The sequence below is a fragment of the Streptoalloteichus tenebrarius genome, assembly GCF_024171885.1.
Classification (GTDB): domain Bacteria; phylum Actinomycetota; class Actinomycetes; order Mycobacteriales; family Pseudonocardiaceae; genus Streptoalloteichus; species Streptoalloteichus tenebrarius.
In genome coordinates this window covers 1-19796 of sequence record NZ_JAMTCP010000023.1, presented here as the reverse complement: position 1 = coordinate 19796, position 19796 = coordinate 1, and the positions used below count along the sequence as shown (strand labels likewise).

General features: G+C 74.3%; 20 protein-coding genes and 1 pseudogene. 12 read left to right on the top strand and 9 right to left on the bottom strand.

Translation table 11 applies throughout. From position 1 onward, the window contains the following. The first annotated feature begins 595 nt into the window (after positions 1 to 595). A complete protein-coding gene (locus tag LX15_RS18955) occupies positions 596 to 1234 on the top strand; it encodes a DUF3043 domain-containing protein (protein WP_253670957.1) in 639 nt (212 codons plus the stop codon). A 58-nt stretch (positions 1235 to 1292) separates the two neighbouring features. Then, positions 1293 to 2276: an aldo/keto reductase family protein gene (locus LX15_RS18950; RefSeq protein ID WP_253670956.1), complete on the top strand. Its 984-nt coding sequence runs from the start codon at positions 1293 to 1295 to the stop codon at positions 2274 to 2276. A gap of 76 nt (positions 2277 to 2352) precedes the next feature. Here the strand turns inward: LX15_RS18950 and LX15_RS18945 are convergent, their stop codons facing one another. Further along, on the bottom strand, positions 2353 to 2556 hold the full coding sequence (locus LX15_RS18945) for a hypothetical protein (protein WP_253670955.1): 204 nt from the start codon (positions 2554 to 2556) through the stop codon (positions 2353 to 2355). A gap of 48 nt (positions 2557 to 2604) precedes the next feature. Between LX15_RS18945 and LX15_RS18940 the strand changes: the two are divergent. The 3 genes and pseudogenes from LX15_RS18940 to LX15_RS18930 all read left to right on the top strand — a co-directional run. Beyond that, positions 2605 to 3156: pseudogene (locus LX15_RS18940) on the top strand (bifunctional adenosylcobinamide kinase/adenosylcobinamide-phosphate guanylyltransferase); the annotation flags it as partial. Between the two features lie 153 nt (positions 3157 to 3309). Then, entirely contained in the window at positions 3310 to 4389 is a 1080-nt protein-coding gene (gene cobT, locus LX15_RS18935; RefSeq protein WP_253671019.1) for a nicotinate-nucleotide--dimethylbenzimidazole phosphoribosyltransferase, read from the top strand. An 11-nt stretch (positions 4390 to 4400) separates the two neighbouring features. Further along, on the top strand, positions 4401 to 5144 hold the full coding sequence (locus LX15_RS18930) for an adenosylcobinamide-GDP ribazoletransferase (RefSeq protein WP_253670954.1): 744 nt from the start codon (positions 4401 to 4403) through the stop codon (positions 5142 to 5144). Positions 5145 to 5703: 559 nt separating this feature from the next. Here the strand turns inward: LX15_RS18930 and LX15_RS18925 are convergent. Next, positions 5704 to 6807, bottom strand: coding sequence for a branched-chain amino acid aminotransferase (locus LX15_RS18925; protein WP_253670953.1), 1104 nt, complete (start codon positions 6805 to 6807; stop codon positions 5704 to 5706). Between the two features lie 115 nt (positions 6808 to 6922). Here LX15_RS18925 and LX15_RS18920 point away from each other — a divergent pair, with 115 nt between their 5' ends. Together LX15_RS18920 and LX15_RS18915 are read left to right on the top strand one after the other, a co-directional pair. Next, a complete protein-coding gene (locus LX15_RS18920; protein ID WP_253670952.1) occupies positions 6923 to 7213 on the top strand; it encodes a hypothetical protein in 291 nt (96 codons plus the stop codon). A gap of 73 nt (positions 7214 to 7286) precedes the next feature. Continuing rightward, positions 7287 to 7577: a hypothetical protein gene (locus LX15_RS18915; protein ID WP_253670951.1), complete on the top strand. Its 291-nt coding sequence runs from the start codon at positions 7287 to 7289 to the stop codon at positions 7575 to 7577. Between the two features lie 101 nt (positions 7578 to 7678). Here the strand turns inward: LX15_RS18915 and LX15_RS18910 are convergent, their stop codons facing one another. The 5 genes from LX15_RS18910 to LX15_RS18890 are packed head-to-tail and all read right to left on the bottom strand — an operon-like array spanning position 7679 to position 11873. Continuing rightward, on the bottom strand, positions 7679 to 8035 hold the full coding sequence (locus tag LX15_RS18910) for an MmcQ/YjbR family DNA-binding protein (protein WP_253670950.1): 357 nt from the start codon (positions 8033 to 8035) through the stop codon (positions 7679 to 7681). Beyond that, entirely contained in the window at positions 8035 to 8682 is a 648-nt protein-coding gene (locus LX15_RS18905) for a ribonuclease FAU-1 family protein (RefSeq protein WP_253670949.1), read from the bottom strand. Before LX15_RS18905 ends, LX15_RS18910 begins: the two co-directional genes overlap by 1 nt. Next, a complete protein-coding gene (locus tag LX15_RS18900) occupies positions 8666 to 9334 on the bottom strand; it encodes a ribonuclease FAU-1 family protein (RefSeq protein WP_253670948.1) in 669 nt (222 codons plus the stop codon). Before LX15_RS18900 ends, LX15_RS18905 begins: the two co-directional genes overlap by 17 nt. Beyond that, complete coding sequence (gcvT, locus tag LX15_RS18895) at positions 9331 to 10440, bottom strand: glycine cleavage system aminomethyltransferase GcvT (RefSeq protein WP_253670947.1); 1110 nt, start codon at positions 10438 to 10440, stop codon at positions 9331 to 9333. The genes LX15_RS18900 and gcvT overlap by 4 nt, the downstream gene beginning before the upstream one ends. An 11-nt stretch (positions 10441 to 10451) precedes the next feature. After that, on the bottom strand, positions 10452 to 11873 hold the full coding sequence (locus LX15_RS18890; protein ID WP_253670946.1) for an amino acid permease: 1422 nt from the start codon (positions 11871 to 11873) through the stop codon (positions 10452 to 10454). A 400-nt stretch (positions 11874 to 12273) separates the two neighbouring features. On the opposite strand from LX15_RS18890, the gene LX15_RS18885 reads away from it, so the two are divergent. Together LX15_RS18885 and LX15_RS18880 are read left to right on the top strand one after the other, a co-directional pair. Further along, complete coding sequence (locus LX15_RS18885; protein WP_253670945.1) at positions 12274 to 13767, top strand: leucyl aminopeptidase; 1494 nt, start codon at positions 12274 to 12276, stop codon at positions 13765 to 13767. Between the two features lie 134 nt (positions 13768 to 13901). Then, on the top strand, positions 13902 to 14234 hold the full coding sequence (locus tag LX15_RS18880) for an antibiotic biosynthesis monooxygenase family protein (RefSeq protein WP_253670944.1): 333 nt from the start codon (positions 13902 to 13904) through the stop codon (positions 14232 to 14234). Positions 14235 to 14530: 296 nt separating this feature from the next. Here LX15_RS18880 and LX15_RS18875 read toward each other — a convergent pair whose 3' ends face one another. Next, positions 14531 to 14863, bottom strand: coding sequence for an oxidoreductase (locus tag LX15_RS18875; protein ID WP_253670943.1), 333 nt, complete (start codon positions 14861 to 14863; stop codon positions 14531 to 14533). A 318-nt stretch (positions 14864 to 15181) separates the two neighbouring features. On the opposite strand from LX15_RS18875, the gene lpdA reads away from it, so the two are divergent. After that, the gene (lpdA, locus tag LX15_RS18870) at positions 15182 to 16552 is read left to right on the top strand and encodes a dihydrolipoyl dehydrogenase (RefSeq protein ID WP_253670942.1); all 1371 of its coding nucleotides are present in this window, start codon (positions 15182 to 15184) and stop codon (positions 16550 to 16552) included. 55 nt (positions 16553 to 16607) lie between these two features. Continuing rightward, complete coding sequence (gene sucB, locus LX15_RS18865) at positions 16608 to 18398, top strand: 2-oxoglutarate dehydrogenase, E2 component, dihydrolipoamide succinyltransferase (RefSeq protein ID WP_253670941.1); 1791 nt, start codon at positions 16608 to 16610, stop codon at positions 18396 to 18398. A gap of 403 nt (positions 18399 to 18801) precedes the next feature. Here sucB and LX15_RS18860 read toward each other — a convergent pair whose 3' ends face one another. Then, positions 18802 to 18951, bottom strand: coding sequence for a hypothetical protein (locus LX15_RS18860; RefSeq protein ID WP_253670940.1), 150 nt, complete (start codon positions 18949 to 18951; stop codon positions 18802 to 18804). A 48-nt stretch (positions 18952 to 18999) separates the two neighbouring features. Here LX15_RS18860 and LX15_RS18855 point away from each other — a divergent pair. After that, on the top strand, positions 19000 to 19796 hold a 797-nt coding region (locus tag LX15_RS18855), incomplete at its 3' end, for a TIGR01777 family oxidoreductase (RefSeq protein ID WP_253671018.1).

Here is a 19796-nt window from a genome sequence, read left to right as displayed (position 1 = left end):
CCCCCCCGGGGCGCGACGACAGCTCACCGGCTCCGCTGTCCGGCAGCGTGGGCAGCCCGCGCAGCCCGGGTGCCGGCGGGTGGGCCAGCGCTCCTCGACCGCGACCAGGCGCCCGGTCACGTCGTGAGCGGTCGTCACCCTCATTCGGAGGCCTCGCGACCGCCTCCGCCGACCCGGTCGGCGCCAGGCCAGCTCCCCTGCCTGGCGCGGCCTCGACACAGGGACGACGGGCCTGCTTGGCGCGGCCTCGGACGGTCATGACGGGCTACCGCGCGGCGACTGCCCACCCCTCGAAGCCACCCTCCCCCTCGATCCCTCGAAGCCACCCTCCCCGCGATCACCAACCACCCGCGACGCCGAGCCGGGTCCAGGCCTGGACCAGCGCGCACGCAGGGCGAGCGGTCCGCCACCACATGACAGGTTCCCGCTCGTCGGCGTCCGAGCGGCCTCCCGCCGAGCGGGTGGCGCGACCGCAGGCGAGCGGTTCCCCACCCCATGCCTGTTCGCCGGCTCCGGGCGACGGCGCGCCGGACCGCGCGGAGCGGGTGGAGGACGGCAACGGGGCACGAAACGCCCTTGTCCTACTCTGTTGGGCGTGAGGTTCCTTCGCCGCAGCCAGACCGACGACACCGAGGCCACCCAGAGCAGTGCCGAGGTGGCGTCGGCGAACGAGGACGCGAAGGAGCACGCCAAGGGGCGTACCCCGGGCAAGGGCCGTCCGACGCCGAAGCGCCGGGAGGCCGAGAACCGGCGCCGCGGCCCTGTTCCGCCCCCTCCGCGCAGCCAGCGTGAGGCGATGCGGCGGATGCGCGGCAACAAGGAGGAGCGCCGCAAGGCCGCCGCGGAGCGCCGCGAGCGGATGATGGCCGGCGACGACCGTTACCTGCTGCCCCGCGACCGCGGCCCGGTGCGGGCCTACGTCCGCGACCTGGTGGACTCGCGCCGGAACCTGGTCGGCCTGTTCATGCCGATGGCCGTGCTGGTCTTCGTGGCCCTGCTGGTGCCGTCGGTGCAGGTGCAGCAGTACGCGAGCATCGTGGTGATGTTCATGATGCTGGCGATGATCTTCGAGGGCATCCTGCTGGGCCGCCAGGTGACCAAGAAGGTGCGGCAGCGCTTCCCCGACGCCACGGACCGCGGCCTCTCCCTGGGCTGGTACGCCTTCACCAGGGCGACCCAGCTTCGCAAGCTGCGGGTCCCGCGTCCGAGGGTCACCTACGGCGACCAGCCCTGACCGGCTCCCCCCGACCGGCCCCAGGTCCTTCGCCCAGCTAAGGACCTAGGATCGCCACATGGAATTCCGTCGTCTCGGCCGCAGCGGCCTGTCCGTCAGCGCGATCTCCTACGGCAACTGGCTCACCCACGGCTCCCAGGTCGAGGAGGAGCAGGCCACCGCGTGCGTCAACGCCGCGCTGGACGCCGGCATCACGACCTTCGACACCGCCGACGTCTACGCGCAGACCAAGGCCGAGTCCGTGCTCGGCCGGGCCCTGCGTGGCCAGCGCCGCGAGGGCTTGGAGATCTTCACCAAGGTCTTCTGGCCGACCGGGCCCGGGGAGAACGACCGCGGCCTGGGGCGCAAGCACATCATGGAGTCCTGCAACGCCTCGCTGCGCCGCCTCCAGACCGACTACGTCGATCTCTACCAGGCGCACCGGTTCGACCGCACCGTGCCGCTGGAGGAGACGATGCTCGCCTTCGCCGACCTGGTGCGGCAGGGCAAGGTGCTCTACGTCGGCGTCTCGGAGTGGACCGCCGAGGAGATCACCCGCGGCGCGGCGCTCGCCCGCGAGCTGAAGGTCCCGTTCGTCTCGAACCAGCCGCAGTACTCGATGCTGTGGCGGGTCATCGAGTCCCAGGTGATCCCGGCCTCCGAGCGCGAGGGCATGAGCCAGATCGTCTGGTCGCCGATCGCCCAGGGCGTGCTCACCGGCAAGTACCTGCCGGGCCAGCCGGCGCCGGCCGGCTCGCGGGCCACCGACGAGTCCGGGAAGAACTTCATCTCCCGGTTCCTCACCGACGACGTCCTCACCCGCGTGCAGCGGCTGCGGCCCATCGCCGAGGAGTGCGGCCTGTCGCTGGCGCAGCTCGCGGTGGCGTGGGTGCTCCAGAACCCGAACGTGGCCTCGGCGATCATCGGCGCGTCCCGCCCGGAGCAGGTCACCGAGAACGTCAAGGCCGCCGGCGTGAAGCTGGACGAGGAGGTCCTGCGCCGCATCGACGAGGTGCTGGACGGCGTCGTGGAGTACGACCCGCGGCTCACCGTCTCGCCCTGACGCCTCCGAGCGCGCGGCGAACACACTGAGGGGGTGGTCACCGGAACACCGGTGGCCACCCCCTCCGCACGTCGGGCTACTCCCCCGGCGGGTTCAGGCTCATCGGCCCGTAGACCTCGGCGTCGTTGTGCAGCAACGTCACCTGCTCCACGCCGCCGTCGAGCAGGTCCGGCCAGTTGTCCTCCAGCCACAGCTCGGCCGAGGCCTGGTCGTCGAACCGCTCGTCCGGCCCGATGACCTCGCCGCCCGCCGAGTCCTGGTAACGCCACCGGTAGACCACCTCGGGCTCCCTTCCACCGCGTGGCCAAACGGTAGCGTTGTCCCGCCGGTGGATGACCCAGGAAGGTCGATCAAGGAGGTCGGAGTGGCGCAGCGCACTCTCGTACTCGGTGGCGCACGCTCCGGCAAGTCGGCGCACGCCGAGGGCCTGGTCGCGGCGGAGGAGTCCGTGGTCTACGTGGCCACCGCCCGCGTGGACGGCGACGACGCCGAGTGGCGCGCCCGGGTCGAGGACCATGTGCGCCGCCGGCCCGAGGGCTGGCGGACGGTGGAGACCGCCGACGTGGCGGCCCTGCTGCGCGCCGCGGCGCCCGGCGACGGCCCGTACCTCGTGGACGACGTCGCGACCTGGCTGACCGGCGAGATGGACGACGCCGGCGCGTGGGAGGGCTCGGGGCTGGACCGGGTGCGCGGGCGGTGCGCCGAGCTGGTGGGCGCGGTCCGCGACTGCCCGGCGCGCGTCGTGCTGGTGTCGGCCGAGGTCGGGCTCGGCGTGGTGCCGTCGACCCGCTCTGGCAGGCTCTTCCGGGACGAGCTCGGCGCGCTCAACGCCGCGCTGGCCGACGAGTGCGACGAGGTCCTGTTGCTCGTCGCGGGAATCCCGCTGACGTTGCGCGGCGGTGGAGCACGGAGGTACGGGATGCCTTCTTCCGAGACGCCCGACGGCGAGGTCGACGCGGCGACGTCGGGCCAGGCGGCGCGGCCCGCCCCGGTGGTCGCTGAGGCCCCGGCCCGGGACACGACGGGGAGCCTGGTGGACCGGGGGCTGGTCGCGTTCCCCCCGATCGCCCCGCCGGACGCCGAGGTCCGGGCCGCGGCCCTGGCCCGGCACGGCCGGCTGACCAAGCCCACCGGCTCGCTCGGCCGCATCGAGGAGCTGGGCGTGTGGCTGGCGGCGTGCCAGGGCCTGTGCCCGCCGCGCCCGCTGGCCCGGCCGAGGGTCGTCGTGTTCGCCGGGGACCACGGCGTGGCCCGGCACGGGGTGTCCGCCTACCCCAGCGAGGTCACCGGCCAGATGGTGGCCAACTTCCTCGCCGGCGGCGCGGCCGTCAACGTGCTGGCCGACGCGGCGGGCGCCGGCGTGCGCGTGGTGGACCTCGCCGTGGACGCCGACACGCCCGAGGAGGTGCGCGCGCACAAGGTGCGGCGCGGCTCCGGCTCGATCGACCGCGAGGACGCGCTCACCGAGGCCGAGGTGCTGGCCGCGGTCGCGGCCGGCAGGGCGATCGCCGACGAGGAGGTCGACGGCGGAGCCGACCTGCTGGTGGCCGGGGACATGGGCATCGGCAACACCACCCCGTCGGCCGTGCTGGTCGCCGCGCTGACCGGAGCCGAGCCGGTCGCGGTGATCGGCAGGGGCACCGGGGTCGACGACGAGGGCTGGATGCGCAAGTGCGCCGCGATCCGCGACGCGCTGCGACGGGCCCGCCGGGTCGTGCACGACCCGGTGGCGCTGCTGCGCACCTCCTCCGGGGCCGACATCGCCGCGATGGCCGGTTTCCTGGCGCAGGCGGCCGTGCGCCGCACGCCGGTCGTGCTGGACGGCGTCGTGGTCGGCGCGGCGGCGCTGATCGCCGAGGAGCTGGCGCCCGGGGCCAGGGACTGGTGGGTCGCGGGGCACCGCTCCGTGGAGCCGGCGCACGCGATGGTGTTGGAGCACCTGGACCTGAAGCCCCTGCTGGAGATGGACATGCGGCTGGGCGAGGGCTCCGGGGCGGTGGCGGCGCTGCCGCTGCTCTCGATGGCCGTGCGGGTGCTCGCCGAGATGGCCACGTTCGAGGACGCCGGGGTGAGCGACCGGCCGTCCGAGCTGGCCGCCTCCGCCGAGGGCTGAGCGGGTCGGCGGTGCACGGACTGCGGCTGGCGCTGACCTGGCTCACCGTGCTCCCCGTCCCCGCCGGGCGGTTCGACCGGGACGTCTGCCGGCGCGCGATCGCGCTGGCGCCCCTCGTCGGGGCCCTGGTGGGGGGTCTGGGCGCCGCGGCGCTGGCCGGGGCGCGGGCGGCGGGCGCGCCGGGGCTGGTGTCCGGGTTCGCGGTGCTGGGCCTGCTGGTGCTGCTCACCAGGGGCATGCACGTCGACGGGCTGGCCGACGTCGTGGACGGGCTGGGCTGCTACGGGCCGCCCGAGCGGGCGCTCGCGGTGATGAAGGACGGTGGCGCCGGGCCGTTCGCGGTCGTGGCGCTGGTCCTGGTGTTGGGGGCGCAGGCGAGCGCGCTGGCCGCGCTGGCTGAGGACGGCCGGTGGGCCGCGGTGGTGCTGGCGGTGGCCGCGGGACGGGCGGCGTTCGCCTGGTGCTGCCGCCGGGGTGTGCCGGCGGCGCGGCCCGAGGGCATGGGCGCGCTGGTCGCGGGCTCGCAGCCGACGCTCGTGCCGGTGGCGTGGTGGCTGGTGTTGGCGGCGCTCGGGACGGCCGCCGTGCCGGAACGGCCGTGGCAGGGGCCGCTGGCCGTGCTGGCGGCGGCCGGACTGGTCACACTGCTCACCTGGCACGCGACGCGCCGCTTCGGCGGGATCACCGGGGACGTCCTGGGGGCGGGCTGCGAGGTCGCGACCACGGCCGTGCTGGTCACGACCTGTCTGGGCTGACCACCACTCCCCCCGACCACACCCCTCACCAGAGTGCAGCCCCCACCCGCCCTGGGGGGGCGAGCCCCGCTCCAGCCTGCCGACAACCACCCCACGCCGAAAGGTCACATCGGTCCGCTGTGGACAACTCAGGCCCCTGTGGACAACCACGTCGCCCAAACCGGCGAAAGGGTTGACACCACACAGAAAACGGTTCACCACTCCCGTGCGCCGGGGAGCACATTCACCAGAGGACAGCCCCCACCCGCCCTGGGGGGCGAGCCCTGCTCCAGCCTATCCGCTCCGCACCCCACCGCGAAGGTGATCACACAAACCTGTGGACAACCAGCACACCTGTGGATAACCCCGTCCCCCGCACGAGCGAAAGCCTTGACAGGCAACAACAAAAGGCCCCTCTCCCCAGAGCGAGGAGAGGGGCCTGACGCGTCCGCGTCCACACCGCGTCCCAAGCCGACAGCCGGCTCAGCCGTCAGCCAACCAGAGTCCGTCGACCGGAGTCCGTCGACCGGAGTCCGTTGTCCAGAGTCCGACGACCAGCCGACTCAGGCGACCAGCCGACTCAGGCGAGACGGGTCATCCAACCGTGCGGGTCCGGCGCGACGCCGCGCTGGATCTCGGTGAGCTGGCGTCGCAGCGCCATCGTCACCTCGCCGGCCTCGCCCCCGTTGACCAGGAACTCGCCGTGGGCGTGCTTGACCCTGCCGACCGGCGTGATCACCGCCGCCGTGCCGCACGCGAAGACCTCGGTGATCTCGCCGGAGGCGACGCCCTTCTCCCACTCGTCGGTGGAGATCTTCCGCTCCTCCACCGCCATCCCCCGGTCCCGCCCGAGCTGGAGCAGGGAGTCCCGCGTGACGCCGGGCAGCAGCGCGCCGGACAGCTCCGGGGTGACCAGGCGCGCGTCCGAGCCGCTGCCGAGGACGAAGAACAGGTTCATCCCGCCCATCTCCTCGACGAACCGCCGCTCACACGCGTCCAGCCAGACGACCTGGTCGCAGCCCTGCTCGGCCGCCTGCGCCTGCGCCAGCAGGGACGCCGCGTAGTTGCCGGCGAACTTCGCCGCGCCGGTGCCGCCGGGGCAGGCCCGCACGTACTCGGTCGACAGCCACACGCTCACCGGGCGGACGCCGCCGGAGAAGTACGCGCCGGCGGGCGAGGCGATGAGCGCGTACAGGTACTCGTTGGCCGGCCGCACGCCCAGCGCCGCCTCGGTCGAGATCATGAACGGCCGGACGTACAGCGACTCCTCGCCGCCGGCCGCCGGCACCCACCCGCCGTCGAGGGCGAGCAGCTCCCGCAGCGAGTCCACGAACAGCTCGTTGGGCAGCTCGGGCATGGCGAGGCGGTGGGCGGAGGCCCGGAAGCGGTCCGCGTTGGCGTCGGGGCGGAACGAGGCCAGGGAGCCGTCCGGCTGCCGGTAGACCTTGAGCCCCTCGAAGATCGCCTGGCCGTAGTGCAGCACCATGGCGGCCGGGTCGAGGGCGATGGCGCCGTAGGGCTCCACCCGCGCGTCGTGCCAGCCCTGCTGGACGTCCCAACGGATGGTGACCATGTGGTCGGTGAAGTGCTGACCGAAGCCCGGCCGGGCCAGCACCTCCGCCCGCCGCTCCGGCGAGGCCGGGTGCGGGTTCGGCGTCCGGGAGAACGGCAACGCTGTCGTCATGGATGCACCGTAGTCCACTATCAGGATTCCGAAAGTCGTGTTCCCACCTGTCGGCCTTCCGACGATCTCCCCCGACCCGCCCCCACGGCCGGCGGCGCGTCCTACGATGCCGGCCGTGAGTAGCCAGAGCGGTCCCGAGAACACGCCGCAGCCGACCGACCTCTCGCAGGACCTGCGGGCGGCCGGGCTGGCCGCGCTGACGCCGTTGACCGTCGGGCTGCTCCTCCTCGACGGCTACATCCTGCTGGACGAGGTGGGCGTCGTGCTGGCCGTCCTCGCGGCCGGCGGCGCGTTGTTCTGGTGGCGGCGTCGGCACGGGCGCTGGTTCCCGCCCGAGTTGTCCACGCGCGCGCTCGTCGGTGTCGCGGTGGTCGCGGCCGTGCTCACGGCCTTCACGATCCTGTAGCGCCTGGAGCGCTCGGAGCGCCCGAGCGCGAACCCTCGCGAACACCGTTTCTCGGTCACCCACCGCTGGCAGCATGGCGGCCCTGGGGGTGTTCGTGATGATCAAGAAGGAGAACGGCGCCACGCCCGCGAAGCGGTCCCGTGGGCGCGCGAGCTTATGGGTCCTGCTGGCCGTGGTCTCCGTCCTGGGGTGGACGGCGGTGCCGTTGCTGGTGCTCGGGTTGATCGGGAAGACGCCGGGAGACGGCGACTCGGCGGGCGGCGGGCCGGTCCTGCTGGTCCTGGCCATCCTCTGCGCGCTGGCCGCGCCTGGACTCGCCGTGCTGTGGGCGTTCGGCTCGTGCCGGCGACGACACCGACGCTGAGCATCCGCCGCGCTCAACCCCACTCGCCGCGTTCACGGCGTTCACGGCGTTTCACCCGGCTCACGCGCACCGCGCACCGCTCATCGCTCACAGCGCGTCGCTCACAGCGCGTCGCGACGGGCGGCCTCGGCGTCGAAGGCGGCGACGAGCCGTCTCGGGGCGGTGCGGCGCCACGCCTCGGTGAGCAGGTCCCGCAGTTCGCCCGGGTCGGCCGCGCGCACGTCCACGGCGACCCAGCCGAACCGCCCCACGTAGGGGGCGACCGAGTAGACGTCCGGTCGGGCGCTGGTCAGCGCGGCCTGCTCGTCGAGGCCGGTCTTCACGCTCGCCGTGGACAGGTCGGTCCCGGCCATCGCGAAGATCTTCCCGTGGACGCGGAACGTGGGGGTGCCCCACGTCTCGACCTCCTCGGCGTCGGGCAGCGACAGCGCGTGCCGCCGGAACGCGGCGCGGTCCATCACCGCGCCTCGGCGAGGTCGGGCAGGCTCGGGACGGGCCACGCGGGGTCGGGACGGAAGTCGCACCAGGTTCCGTCGAACGGGAACCGCCCAGCCTCGGCCAACGCGATCATCCGCTCGCCCTCCGCCCGCAACCGGTCGAGCTGCTCGGGGGTGAGCCGGCCGACCGCGAGGGCCTGCGCGGCCTCGTCCTCGTCCTTCCAGCTCCAGCGGCGGTCCGGCGTGACGACGAGGTCCAGCACGCCGTCGATCCGGTCCACCCCGCCATGCCAGCGGCCGAGCGGGATCTCCAGGTTGACGTACCAGTTGCGGAACGCGCCGTCCGGCTCGAAGAACCACCACACCGACCACCAGTCCCGCTCGGGGACCAGGCGCAGGGTGGACACGCCCCGCCACCGGTCGCGGAAGTGGACCCGGCGGGCGGCGAAGCGCTCGGCCAGCGGCAGGTCACGGACGCGGCGGCCGTCGGACAGCCGGGTGCCCAGGATCGCCGTGCCCGCCGGCACCCAGCAGACCAGGCCCCGGTCGTCGTCGGCGACCACGGTCGCGGGGTGGATCTGCCCGGTGCTGCCGTCGGGCCGGCGGAACCGGTAGAGCAGCTCGTCGCCCGGCCGCCAGGCGCGGCGGGGCTCAGTTGGCGACGACATCGGGGGCCAACCCTTCGGGCAGGCTCGGGACGGGCCACGCGGGGTCGGGGCGGAAGTCGCACCAGGTCCCGTCGAACGGGAACCGCCCAGCCTCGGCCAACGCGATCATCCGCTCGCCCTCCGCCCGCAACCGGTCCATCTGCTCCCGGCTCACCAGTCCCGCGTCGACGATCGCCTCGGCCTCGTCCTCGTCCTTCCACTCCCAGCGGCCGTCCGCCGAGACCGCGACGTCGAGGGCACCGTCGACCCGGAGCACGCCGGCGGCGTCCCGGCCGAGCGGGATCTCCAGGTTGACGTACCAGTTGCGGAACGCGCCGTCCGGCTCGAAGAACCACCACACCGACGACCAGTGCTCCTCCAGGACCAGCCGGAGGGTGCCGCCGCCGAACCACCGGGAGCGCACGGCCGTGCGGGGCGAGGTGAACCGCTCGCCGAGCGGCACGTCCCGCTGCTGCCGGCCGCCGGGCAGCCGCATCGCCACGACCTCGGTGCCGCCGGGGACCCAGCACACCAGCTCCCGCCCGTCGTCGGCGATCACGCGGGCGGGGTGGACCGGGCCGAGCGGGTCGTCGAGGCGGGGCAGGCGGTAGAGCAGCTCGTCGCCCGGCCGCCACACGGGGCCGCCGCCCGGCGGGGTCGCGGTCCGGGTCATCGCACGTGGGCCTGGACGAACGGCGGCTTGACGACCTCGCACCGCAGCCTCCGGCCCCGGACGTCGAGCAGCGCCTCGGCCCCCGGCTCGACACCGGCCGAGGTGTCGACCAGCGCGAGCGCCACACCCGTCCTCAGCGTCGGGGAGAACGTGCCCGACGTGGTGACGCCGATCCGCCTCCCGCCGGCGTCGAGGACCGGCATGCCCGGTCGCGGGACGCCCCGCTCCAGCGCGCGCAGACCCCGCAGGCGGCGCGCCGGGCCCTCCGCCCGCTCGGCGACCAGGGCGTCGCGGCCCCAGAACGCGGGCTTCTTCCAGCCCACCGCCCAGCCGGCCCCCGCCTGGACCGGGCTGATCTCCGGCGAGAGGTCCTGGCCGTGCAGGGGATAGCCCATCTCGGTGCGCAGCGTGTCCCGCGCGCCGAGCCCGCAGGCGCGGCCGCCGCGGTCCTCGGCCGCCGCGAGCAGGGCCGTCCACAGCGCCGGCGTGTCGTCCCAGCGGGGCAGCAGCTCGTAGCCGTGCTCGCCGGTGTACCCGGTGCGGCAGACGCGGACCGGCCGGCCCGACCACTCGGCGTCGGTGAACGCCATGTAGTCCAGGTCGGCGGGCAGGCCGAGCGCGGTGAGCACCTCGGCCGAGCGCGGCCCCTGCACGGCGAGCACGCCGTGGTCGGTGTGCAGGTCGGTGACGGCGACCCCCGGCGGCGCGGCGGCGGCCAGCCGGCGGCACACCTCGGCGGTGTTGGCGGCGTTGGGCACCAGGAAGACCTCGTCCTCGCCGACGAGGTAGGCGATCAGGTCGTCCACGACCCCGCCCGACTCGGTGCAGCACAGGGTGTACTGGGCCTGGCCCGGCGTGATCCGCCGCAGGTCGTTGGTGAGGCAGGCGTTGACGAACTCGGCGGCGCCCCGCCCCGACACGAGCGCCTTGCCCAGGTGCGAGACGTCGAAGACGCCGACCGCCTCCCGCACCGCGGTGTGCTCGGCGACCACGCCGCCGTCGGCGTACTGGATCGGCATCTCCCAGCCGCCGAACGGCGCGAACGTGGCGCCCAGGGCCGCGTGGGCGGCGTGCAGGGGACTGTGCCGCAGCGCTGTCTCGCTCACGGTCCCCGACGCTACCGCCACCAACGGTTCATGAGGGTCCCGAGGGCGACGCCGGAGCCCGCGATCGCCACCGTGGCCACGAGGTAGGGCACGGGGGAACTCATGGCGAGGATCACCGCCAGCCCCATGCCGAGGCAGGCCGACCGCATCGGCCACGACGGCCCGTCCAGCAGCACCAGTCGGGCCCCCGCGCTGGCGAAGGCGTAGTAGAAGAGCAGGCAGCACGCCGCGAGCTGGAGCGAGTGGACCGGCCCCAGCGCGACGACGAACACCGCGGCGACGCCGCCGCCCACCACGTCGAGGCGCCACGGCCCGCGCGGGCCGGTGACGAGGCTGATCCGCAGCGGGACGTCCCGGCCGCGGATGACCGCGGACGCGCCGGCCCTGACCCCGGCGAGGGCGACGACCAGCATCGGCGCCATGGCCGCGACCGCGGCCAGCACGACCAGCGGGGCCAACGCGGTGGCGTCGGCCGCGACGAGCAGGTCGAGCAGCGGCGCCGGGGAGATCGCCAGCCGGGCGGGGCCGAGCTGGCGCAGCAGCGCCAGGCCCACCACGAGCTGCGCGGCCAGCGCGAGCAGCACCACGAGCGGCAACGCGATCCGCAGCACCCGCTGCGGGAACCGGTCGGACAGCGTCACGGGCGAGGCCAGCCGCTCGAACCCGGCGAAGTGGAAGAAGGCGACGGCCGCGGCGGCGGACATCCCCCGCACGTCGTCCGCGCCCGCCTGGCCGGGCGGGGCGACCGGGACCGCCGCCGGCGGTTCGATCGCGAAGGCGGTCGCCACGACGAGGCCGAGGACCAGCACCACGAACACCACCGGCAGCCATCCCCAGCGGCCCAGCCGCAGGCCCGCCGCGTTGAACGCGGTGGCCAGCGCGATCAGGACGACGGCGACGACCATGGGGTGGGACGGCAGCAGGTAGTGGGCGAGCGCGCCGGCGATGGCGGCCGCGGCGGCGGCGCGGCCGGCGAGGACCAGGGCGGCGGCCATCCGGCCGGGGACCGGGCCGAGCTGGTCCCTGATGTAGGCGTAGCTGCCGCCGGGCTCCGCGTGCCAGGCCGCCGCGCCGGCGCTGCCGATCACGAAGCACGTGGTGGCCAGCGCGGTGAGCAGCAGCGCGGGCAGGTACCAGCGGCCGGCGAGCGCGGCGGCCGGCGCGGGGCCGAGGAAGACACCGGCGCCGAGCATGCCGGCGGTGCCCAGCAGCACGGCGACCGGCACGGTCCTGGACGCGCCGCCCAGACCCGGCCAGCGGGTCGCGGCGGTGGTTCCGTTGCCCGCCACCGCACCGGCCGGCGCGGCAGCGCCCGGCGGAACGTCCGCCCCGGCTGTGGTGCCGTCGTCGTGGTGGTGTGCGGGGGACGGGCCTGCTCCCCCGGGGACGGCGCCAGCGTCGCGCTGGACGTCGACGGACTTCTGGTCTCTCACCCGCGGTCTCCCGGCGTGCGAACGGTCTGGGACGGGCGGCGGGGCGGTCGGGTGCCCGCCCGCGCGGGGAGCGCGCCGTCTCCCCGGGCCGGGGACGCCGCCGGCGTCGGGAGCGCGCGTGCGCGGGGTCCCCGCCGAGCCTCGATCACCGTGCCCCGGCCGAGGACACGGTGACAGACACGAGAGCCCTTCGGAAACGCCCTGACGGCTGATATCGCCCGCACGAGCACTAGCATGCGGCACATTCCTCACCGTCCGTAGCGCACCCTCGCGACGGACGGTGCCGTCCCGGATGTCGACCCGCGTTCGTGAGGAGGTCAGGCGTGCGCGACACCTCCCGTGCGACGCTCGTGGTCGCCTGCCGACCCGAGGCGGGTCCAGCACAAGCAGAGGAGCAACCGTGACCTTGCCGAAGCTCGCCCTCACCGACAGCGACCCGGCCGGCCTCGCCGTCGACGCCGTCGTCATCGGCACCGTCCAGGGAGCGGACGGGCTGGAGCTGGCGCCGGGCGCGGAGCCGATCGACACGGCCTTCGGCGGCGGCCTGCTGGAGCTGCTGCGCCTGGTCGGCGCCAGCGGCAGGGCCGACGAGGTCGTGAAGGTTCCCACCAGGGGCACGGTCTCCGCCGACCTGCTCGTGGCGGTCGGCCTCGGCCGCCCGACCGACGGCCGGCCCACCGCCGAGCAGGTCCGCAGGGCCTCCGGCGCCGCGGCGCGCGCGCTGGCCGGCACCGCCAAGGCGGTCAGCACACTCTCCTCGCTCGACCTCGTCGCCGCGGCCGAGGGCAGCCTGCTGGGCGCCTACTCCTTCACCGAGTACAAGTCCGAGAAGGGCGAGTCCTCGCTGGGCCGGCTCGACCTCGTGGCGCCGGCCGAGGGCACCGCCAGGGCGCACAAGGCCGCGATCAAGACCGCCACGCTGGTGGCGGAGGCCGTGGCCACCGCCCGCGACTTCATCAACACCGCCCCCAACGACCTGTACCCGGCGTCGTTCGCCGAGCGCGCCGCCGAGCTGGGCCGCGCCGCCGGCCTCGAGGTCGAGGTGCTGGACGAGAAGGCGCTGCGCAAGGGCGGCTTCGGCGGCATCCTCGGCGTCGGCGGCGGCTCGGCGCGCCCGCCGCGCCTGGTCCGCATGGCCTACCGCCCGGCCAAGGCGAAGAAGAAGGTCGCCCTGGTGGGCAAGGGCATCACGTTCGACACCGGCGGCATCTCGATCAAGCCGGCCGCCAACATGGACGAGATGACCTCGGACATGTCCGGCGCCGCCGTGATGGTGGCCTCGGTCGTGCTGGCGGCGAAGCTGAAGCTGCCGCTGGAGGTCGTGGCGACCGTGCCGATGGCCGAGAACATGCCCTCGGGCAGCGCGTACCGCCCCGGCGACGTGCTGACCATGTACGGCGGCAAGACCGTCGAGGTGCTCAACACCGACGCCGAGGGCCGGCTGATCCTGTCCGACGCGATCGTGCGCGCCTGCGAGGACGGCCCGGACTACCTGATCGAGACCTCGACGCTGACCGGCGCGGCCGTGGTGGCGCTGGGCAAGCGGACCGCGGGCGTGATGGGGTCGGACGAGTTCCGCGACCGGGTCGCCGCGCTGGGCGCGGGCGTCGGCGAGAACGCCTGGGCCATGCCGCTGCCCGAGGAGCTGCGGGCCGACCTGGACTCGAAGCTGGCCGACATCGCCAACGTCACCGGGCACCGGTGGGGCGGCATGCTGTCCGCTGGCCTGTTCCTGCGCGAGTTCGTGGCCGAGGGCGTCCAGTGGGCGCACATCGACGTCGCCGGCCCCGCCTACAACACGGGCGGCCCCTACGGCTACACGCCGAAGGGCGGCACGGGCGTGCCGGTGCGCACCATCGCCGCCGTGCTCGCCGACATCGCGGCGAACGGCTGACAACCGCGCCGCGACCGCGTTCCCGGCAGGGTCCCCGCGCCTCTGGCGCGGGGACCCTGTCCGTCTGACGAAGAACCACCCGGTGGCGGTCGTTGTCGGGCCACCACCCCACACTGACGAGAAAGGTCCGCGGCATGGAGACGTCTGGCTTGGCGCGGCTTCCCCGCCCGCCCTACTACGCGGTGATCTTCAGTTCACGCCGCACGGACGTGGACGAGGGGTATCAGGAGACGGCGCGGCGCATGCTGGAACTGGCCGCCGGGCGACCGGGGTTCCTGGGTGTCGAGCACGCCCGCGACGACGGCCTGGGGATCACGGTGTCGTACTGGCGGGACGAGGACGCGATCAGGGCCTGGCGTCGCGACCTGGAGCACGTCGAGGCGCAGGACCAGGGCCGCACGCGGTGGTACGAGGCGTACGAGGTGCGGGTGGCCAGGGTCGAGCGGTCCTACGGTTTCGAGCGCTGACCGGGCGTCCCGCCGTCACGCGGGTCGGTCGCCGGCTCCGGCATGGAAACCGGGTGAGCCCAATGGGACCACGAAGGCCGCCGGGCCTGGAGCATCAGCCTGACGAATGACACCGGAAAAGCTGGATTCGCCGTGCGGCCACGGTTCTCCCAGCCCCTGAACGCGAACGCGTCGATCACCGGAGGTCGACGTTCGCCGGGAGCGGCCGAAGACGAACATCAGGGCGACGACCAGAGGGCCACCCCGACCGAGGCCAACTGACGCCCGACCGAGAGCCGTCCGCGGCCGCCAGCCGCTCAGTCCGACCGGCGCTCCCGCTCCCGCTGGCGCGCGGTGTAGTCGCGCATGCGTTGCGGGTAGCCGACTTTCTGCACGTCGTAGAGCGGGATCGCCAACTTGCGGGCCCACCTGGCCGCCGCCTCCTGGCCGGCGACCCGCCGACGGGTCCACTCCCCGTCGTGTGCGATCAACACCACGGTGGTCTCCGTCACGGCCGTGCTCGGCTCCAGGTACGCCTCGACACCCCGCCGGGACCCCGCCCAGGCCGTGAGGTGGGCGATGTCCCCGTCGTCGGCCCGCCGACCCGACGACGGCCGCCGATCCCGCCGAAACCGGTCGAACAGGCCCATCTCGCCCCCTCCCCCTGTCGCTCGTCCCACGATCGTGCCAGTTCACCCCGTCGATCAGGGGTCGGTTTCCGGCAAAGGCGACAGCGCGGCCGACGATCTTGCCAGTCGCCGGCCGGACACCGAGCGGGAGGGGCTCCCCACGCGCCGTGACCACCGCGCGCCAGGCGGGTCCCGAGCGCGCCGAGGATCGGTCCGACATGCGCCAACCCGCGTCGCCGACGCTGCCGAACAGGTGACAAGATGGCGGATGCCGCGCGCCCACCCGCGCGTGAGGCACGCCAGACCTGAATAGCCAATGTTGCCTGTCGAGGAGATCCCGTGACCGACACCTCCGCCGACCTCGTGATCCTCGGCGGCGGCTCGGGCGGCTACGCCTGCGCCCTTCGCGCGGCACAGCTCGGCCTGTCCGTCGTCCTGGTGGAGAAGGACAAGCTCGGGGGCACCTGCCTGCACCGCGGGTGCATCCCGACCAAGGCCCTGCTGCACGCGGCGGAGGTCGCCGACTCGGCCCGCGAGGGCGACCAGTTCGGTGTCAAGTCCTCGCTGGAGGGCATCGACATCGCCGGCGTGAACTCCTACAAGGACGGCGTGGTCGGCCGGCTCTACAAGGGCCTCCAGGGCCTGGTGAAGTCGCGCGGCATCACCTACGTCGAGGGCACCGGCCGGTTCGTCGGCCCGAACGCCGTCGAGGTCAACGGCCAGCGCTACACCGGCCGCAACGTCGTGCTCGCCACCGGCTCCTACTCGCGCAGCCTGCCGGGCCTGGAGATCGGCGGCAGGATCGTCACCAGCGACCAGGCCCTGAACCTGGACTTCGTCCCCGAGCGGGTCGTGGTGCTGGGCGGCGGCGTGATCGGCGTGGAGTTCGCCAGCGTGTGGCGCTCCTTCGGCGCCGACGTGACCATCGTCGAGGCCCTGCCCCGACTGGTCCCCGCGGAGGACGAGTTCAGCTCCAAGCAGTTGGAGCGCGCCTTCCGCAAGCGCGGCATCAAGTTCAAGACCGGCGTCCGGTTCACCGGCGCCACCCAGTCCGAGACGGGCGTGACGGTCAGCCTGGAGTCCGGCGAGCAGCTCGAGGCCGACCTGCTGCTGGTCGCCGTCGGCCGCGGCCCGAACAGCGCGGGCCACGGCTACGAGGAGGCCGGCGTCCGCATGGAGCGCGGCTTCGTCCTCACCGACGAGCGGCTGCGCACCAACCTGCCGAACGTCTACGCGGTCGGCGACCTGGTCCCCGGCCTCCAGCTCGCGCACCGCGGCTTCCAGCAGGGCATCTTCATCGCCGAGGAGATCGCCGGGCTGAACCCGCGGCCGGTCGACGAGAGCGGCATCCCCCGGGTCACCTACTGCGAGCCGGAGGTCGCCTCGGTCGGCCTGACCGAGGCCCAGGCCAAGGAGCGGTACGGCGAGGTCCAGACCGTCACCTACGACCTGGCCGGCAACGGCAAGAGCCAGATCCTCAAGACCGCCGGCGCGATCAAGCTGGTGAAGGCCGCTGACGGCCCGGTGGTCGGCGTGCACATGGTCGGCGCGCGGGTCGGCGAGCTGATCGGCGAGGCCCAGCTCATCTACAACTGGGAGGCCACCGCCGACGACGTCGCACCGCTGGTGCACGCGCACCCCACCCAGAACGAGGCCCTCGGCGAGGCCCACCTCGCCCTGGCCGGCAAGCCGCTGCACGCGCACGGCTGAGCCGGACCGCGCGAGGACAGCCAAGCCAGCACGAAGCACGAGGAGTCAGCGAACGATGGCCTTCTCCGTCCAGATGCCGGCGCTCGGTGAGAGCGTCACCGAGGGCACCGTCACCCGGTGGCTGAAGCAGGTCGGCGACCGGGTCGAGGTGGACGAGCCGTTGCTCGAGGTGTCGACCGACAAGGTGGACACCGAGATCCCGTCCCCTGCCGCCGGTGTGTTGCAGCGCATCGTCGTCAACGAGGACGAGACCGTCGAGGTCGGCGCCGAGCTCGCGGTGATCGGCGAGGAGGGCGAGGCCGCGGCCGAGCCCGCGCCGGCCCCCGCCGCCGCGCCCCAGGCCGAGCAGCCCGCCGCCCCGGCGGAGCCCGCCCAGCCCGCGCCCGCCGAGCAGCCGGCCGCCCCGGCGCCCGCGCCCTCCGGCGCCGCCCAGGGCACCCCGGTGACGATGCCGGCGCTCGGTGAGAGCGTCACCGAGGGCACTGTCACCCGGTGGCTGAAGCAGGTCGGCGAGACCGTGGAGGTGGACGAGCCGCTGCTGGAGGTCTCCACCGACAAGGTCGACACCGAGATCCCGTCGCCGGTCGCCGGCACGCTGCTGGAGATCAAGGTCGGCGAGGACCAGACCGTCGAGGTCGGCGCGGAGCTGGCCGTCGTGGGCCAGCCGGGTGCCGCCGCGGCCGCCCCGGCCCCCGCCGCGCAGCCCGCCCCGTCGGCTCCGGCCCCCGCTCCGGCCCAGGCCCAGGCTCCGGCGCCCGCCGCCCCGGCGCAGCCCGCTCCGCAGCCGCCGGCCCCCAGCCAGGCAGCCCCAGCCCAGGCCGCCCCAGCCCAGCCGGCTGCGCCCGCTCCCGCCGCGCCCGCGGCGTGGCAGGCGCCGGCCGCCCCGGCCGAGCCGCAGGGCAACGGCGAGGCCGGCGCCCCGTACGTGACGCCGCTGGTGCGCAAGCTGGCCGCCGAGCACGGGGTGGACCTGAACACCATCAAGGGCACCGGCGTGGGTGGCCGCATCCGCAAGCAGGACGTGCTGGCCGCGGTCGAGGCCGCGAAGGCCAAGGCCGCTCCGGCCGCCGCCGCGCCGCGCGCCGCCGCTCCGGCCGCCCAGCCGTCGGCCGAGGCGCAGGCCCTGCGCGGCCGGACCGAGAAGCTGCCGAGGCTGCGGCAGATCGTCGCGCAGCGGACCAGGGAGTCGCTGGCCGAGTCGGCGCAGCTCACCCAGGTGTTCGAGGTCGACGTCACCAAGATCGCGCGGCTGCGGGCGCGGGCGAAGGCCGCGTTCGAGGCCCGCGAGGGCGTCAAGCTGACCTTCCTGCCGTTCTTCGCCAAGGCGGCCGTCGAGGCGCTCAAGCAGCACCCGAAGCTGAACGCCTCGATCAACGAGGAGGCCAAGGAGGTCACCTACCACGGCGCCGAGCACCTGGGCATCGCGATCGACACCGAGCGCGGCCTGCTCAACGCGGTGATCCACAACGCCGGCGACCTGAACCTGGCCGGCCTGGCGCACAAGATCGCCGACCTCGCCTCCCGCGCGAGGGCGAACAAGGTGACCCCGGACGAGCTGGCCGGCGGCACCTTCTCGCTGACCAACCTCGGCAGCAACGGCGCGCTGTTCGACACCCCGATCATCGTCCAGCCGCAGGTCGGCATCCTGGGCGTCGGCGTGGTGACGAAGCGCCCGGTGGTGGTGACCGACGAGAACGGCGACGACACCATCGCGATCCGCTCGATGATGTACCTGGCGCTGACCTACGACCACCGCCTGGTGGACGGCGCCGACGCCGGCCGGTTCCTGACCACCATCAAGAACCGGCTGGAGGAGGGCGCGTTCGAGGCCGACCTCGGCCTCTGACGCCCGTTCCTGGCTGTGAAGGCCCCCGCCGCGCCCGCGGCGGGGGCCTTCGGCGTTCATGGGCGGGGGCTCGGTGTCGCTGCCAGGGCTTCGTCTGGCCCGCCGCCGGCCGTGCGGGGACCGGGGACGTCGACCCGGTCGGGCGTGGTCGATGTGCGAGAGGGGTGGACGCGCGCTGGGGCTGGGGGTGTCGCCGGACCTCATGCCCACCGGTTCGGACGCCGAGGTGGTGTTCTCCGCGCCGCCAGCCGGGATTCCGCTCGCGTGCTCTTCCTCAGCGATCCGCTCACGGCCGGAACTGACGCCAGGGCAATCCCTCACAGTCCCACCGTTCTTGCCGCTCCGCCTGCGGGAGCCGGAGACGTACCTGGTCAGGGGACCGAGTTATCCACAACCCGTCAGTTCATCCACAGGTCATGCAGACGGGCATGGCGGCGGCCGGCGTCAGCGCTAGGCTGGACTGGGGCTCGCCCCCCAGGGCGGGTGGGGGCTGTCCGTCGGCGGCGAACAGCGACGACGGGTAGCGGACCCGGCCGCTCGGGATGGTGATCACACCCCGATGGGGTCGCGCTCCGTGCCGCCCTCGGCCACGATCGGCAGCATGCGCGTCGTGGTCGCCGGCTCTTCCGGCCTGATCGGCACCTCCCTGGTCCCCGCGTTGCGCGCGGCCGGGCACGAGGTGGTGCGGCTGGTGCGGCGGCGGCCCTCGGCCCCGGACGAGCGGAGCTGGGATCCCCCGGCCGGTGAGCTCCAGCCCGGGGCGCTCGACGGCGCGGACGCGGTGGTCAACCTCTGCGGCGTCAGCGTCGGGGACGGACGGTGGTCGGCCGCGCGCAAGCAGCTCCTGTTGGACACCAGGATCGTGCCCACCGAGGTCCTGGCCGGCGCGGTGGTCGACCACGGGGTCCCGGTGCTGGTCAACGCCTCGGCCGTGGGCTACTACGGCGACACCCGCGACGAGGTCGTCACCGAGGCGGCCCCCTCCGGCGGCGGGTTCCTCGCCGAGCTGTGCCAACGCTGGGAGGACGCGACGTCCCCCGCCGTCGATGCGGGGGTCAGGGTCGCGCGGCTGCGCAGCGGCGTCGTGCTGTCCCCGTCCGGCGGGGCGCTGGGCCGGCTGCGTCCCCTCTTCTCCGCGTTCCTGGGCGGCCGGTGGGGCGACGGCCGGCAGTACCTGTCGTGGATCTCGCTGGACGACGAGGTCAACGCCATCCGGTTCGTGCTGGAGCACCCGTCCCTGTCCGGGCCGGTCAATCTCACCGCGCCAGCTCCGGTCACCAACACCGAGTTCATCCACGCGCTCGGGGACGCGCTGCGCCGCCCCACGCCGTGGGTGGTCCCCGGGTTCGCGTTGCGGGCCGTGCTCGGCGAGGCCGCGGAGACCCTGCTGACCGGCCA

Bases quoted from the DNA above. Each gene is read 5' to 3' on its own strand.
- LX15_RS18875 (WP_253670943.1), bottom strand. From the start codon at position 14,863: ATGGGCCTGTTCGACCGGTTTCGGCGGGATCGGCGGCCGTCGTCGGGT.
- LX15_RS18905 (WP_253670949.1), bottom strand. From the start codon at position 8,682: ATGTCGTCGCCAACTGAGCCCCGCCGCGCCTGGCGGCCGGGCGACGAG.
- LX15_RS18950 (WP_253670956.1), top strand. From the start codon at position 1,293: ATGGAATTCCGTCGTCTCGGCCGCAGCGGCCTGTCCGTCAGCGCGATC.
- LX15_RS18910 (WP_253670950.1), bottom strand. From the start codon at position 8,035: ATGGACCGCGCCGCGTTCCGGCGGCACGCGCTGTCGCTGCCCGACGCC.
- sucB (WP_253670941.1), top strand. From the start codon at position 16,608: ATGGCCTTCTCCGTCCAGATGCCGGCGCTCGGTGAGAGCGTCACCGAG.
- LX15_RS18925 (WP_253670953.1), bottom strand. From the start codon at position 6,807: ATGACGACAGCGTTGCCGTTCTCCCGGACGCCGAACCCGCACCCGGCC.
- LX15_RS18915 (WP_253670951.1), top strand. From the start codon at position 7,287: ATGGCGGCCCTGGGGGTGTTCGTGATGATCAAGAAGGAGAACGGCGCC.
- LX15_RS18900 (WP_253670948.1), bottom strand. From the start codon at position 9,334: ATGACCCGGACCGCGACCCCGCCGGGCGGCGGCCCCGTGTGGCGGCCG.
- LX15_RS18880 (WP_253670944.1), top strand. From the start codon at position 13,902: ATGGAGACGTCTGGCTTGGCGCGGCTTCCCCGCCCGCCCTACTACGCG.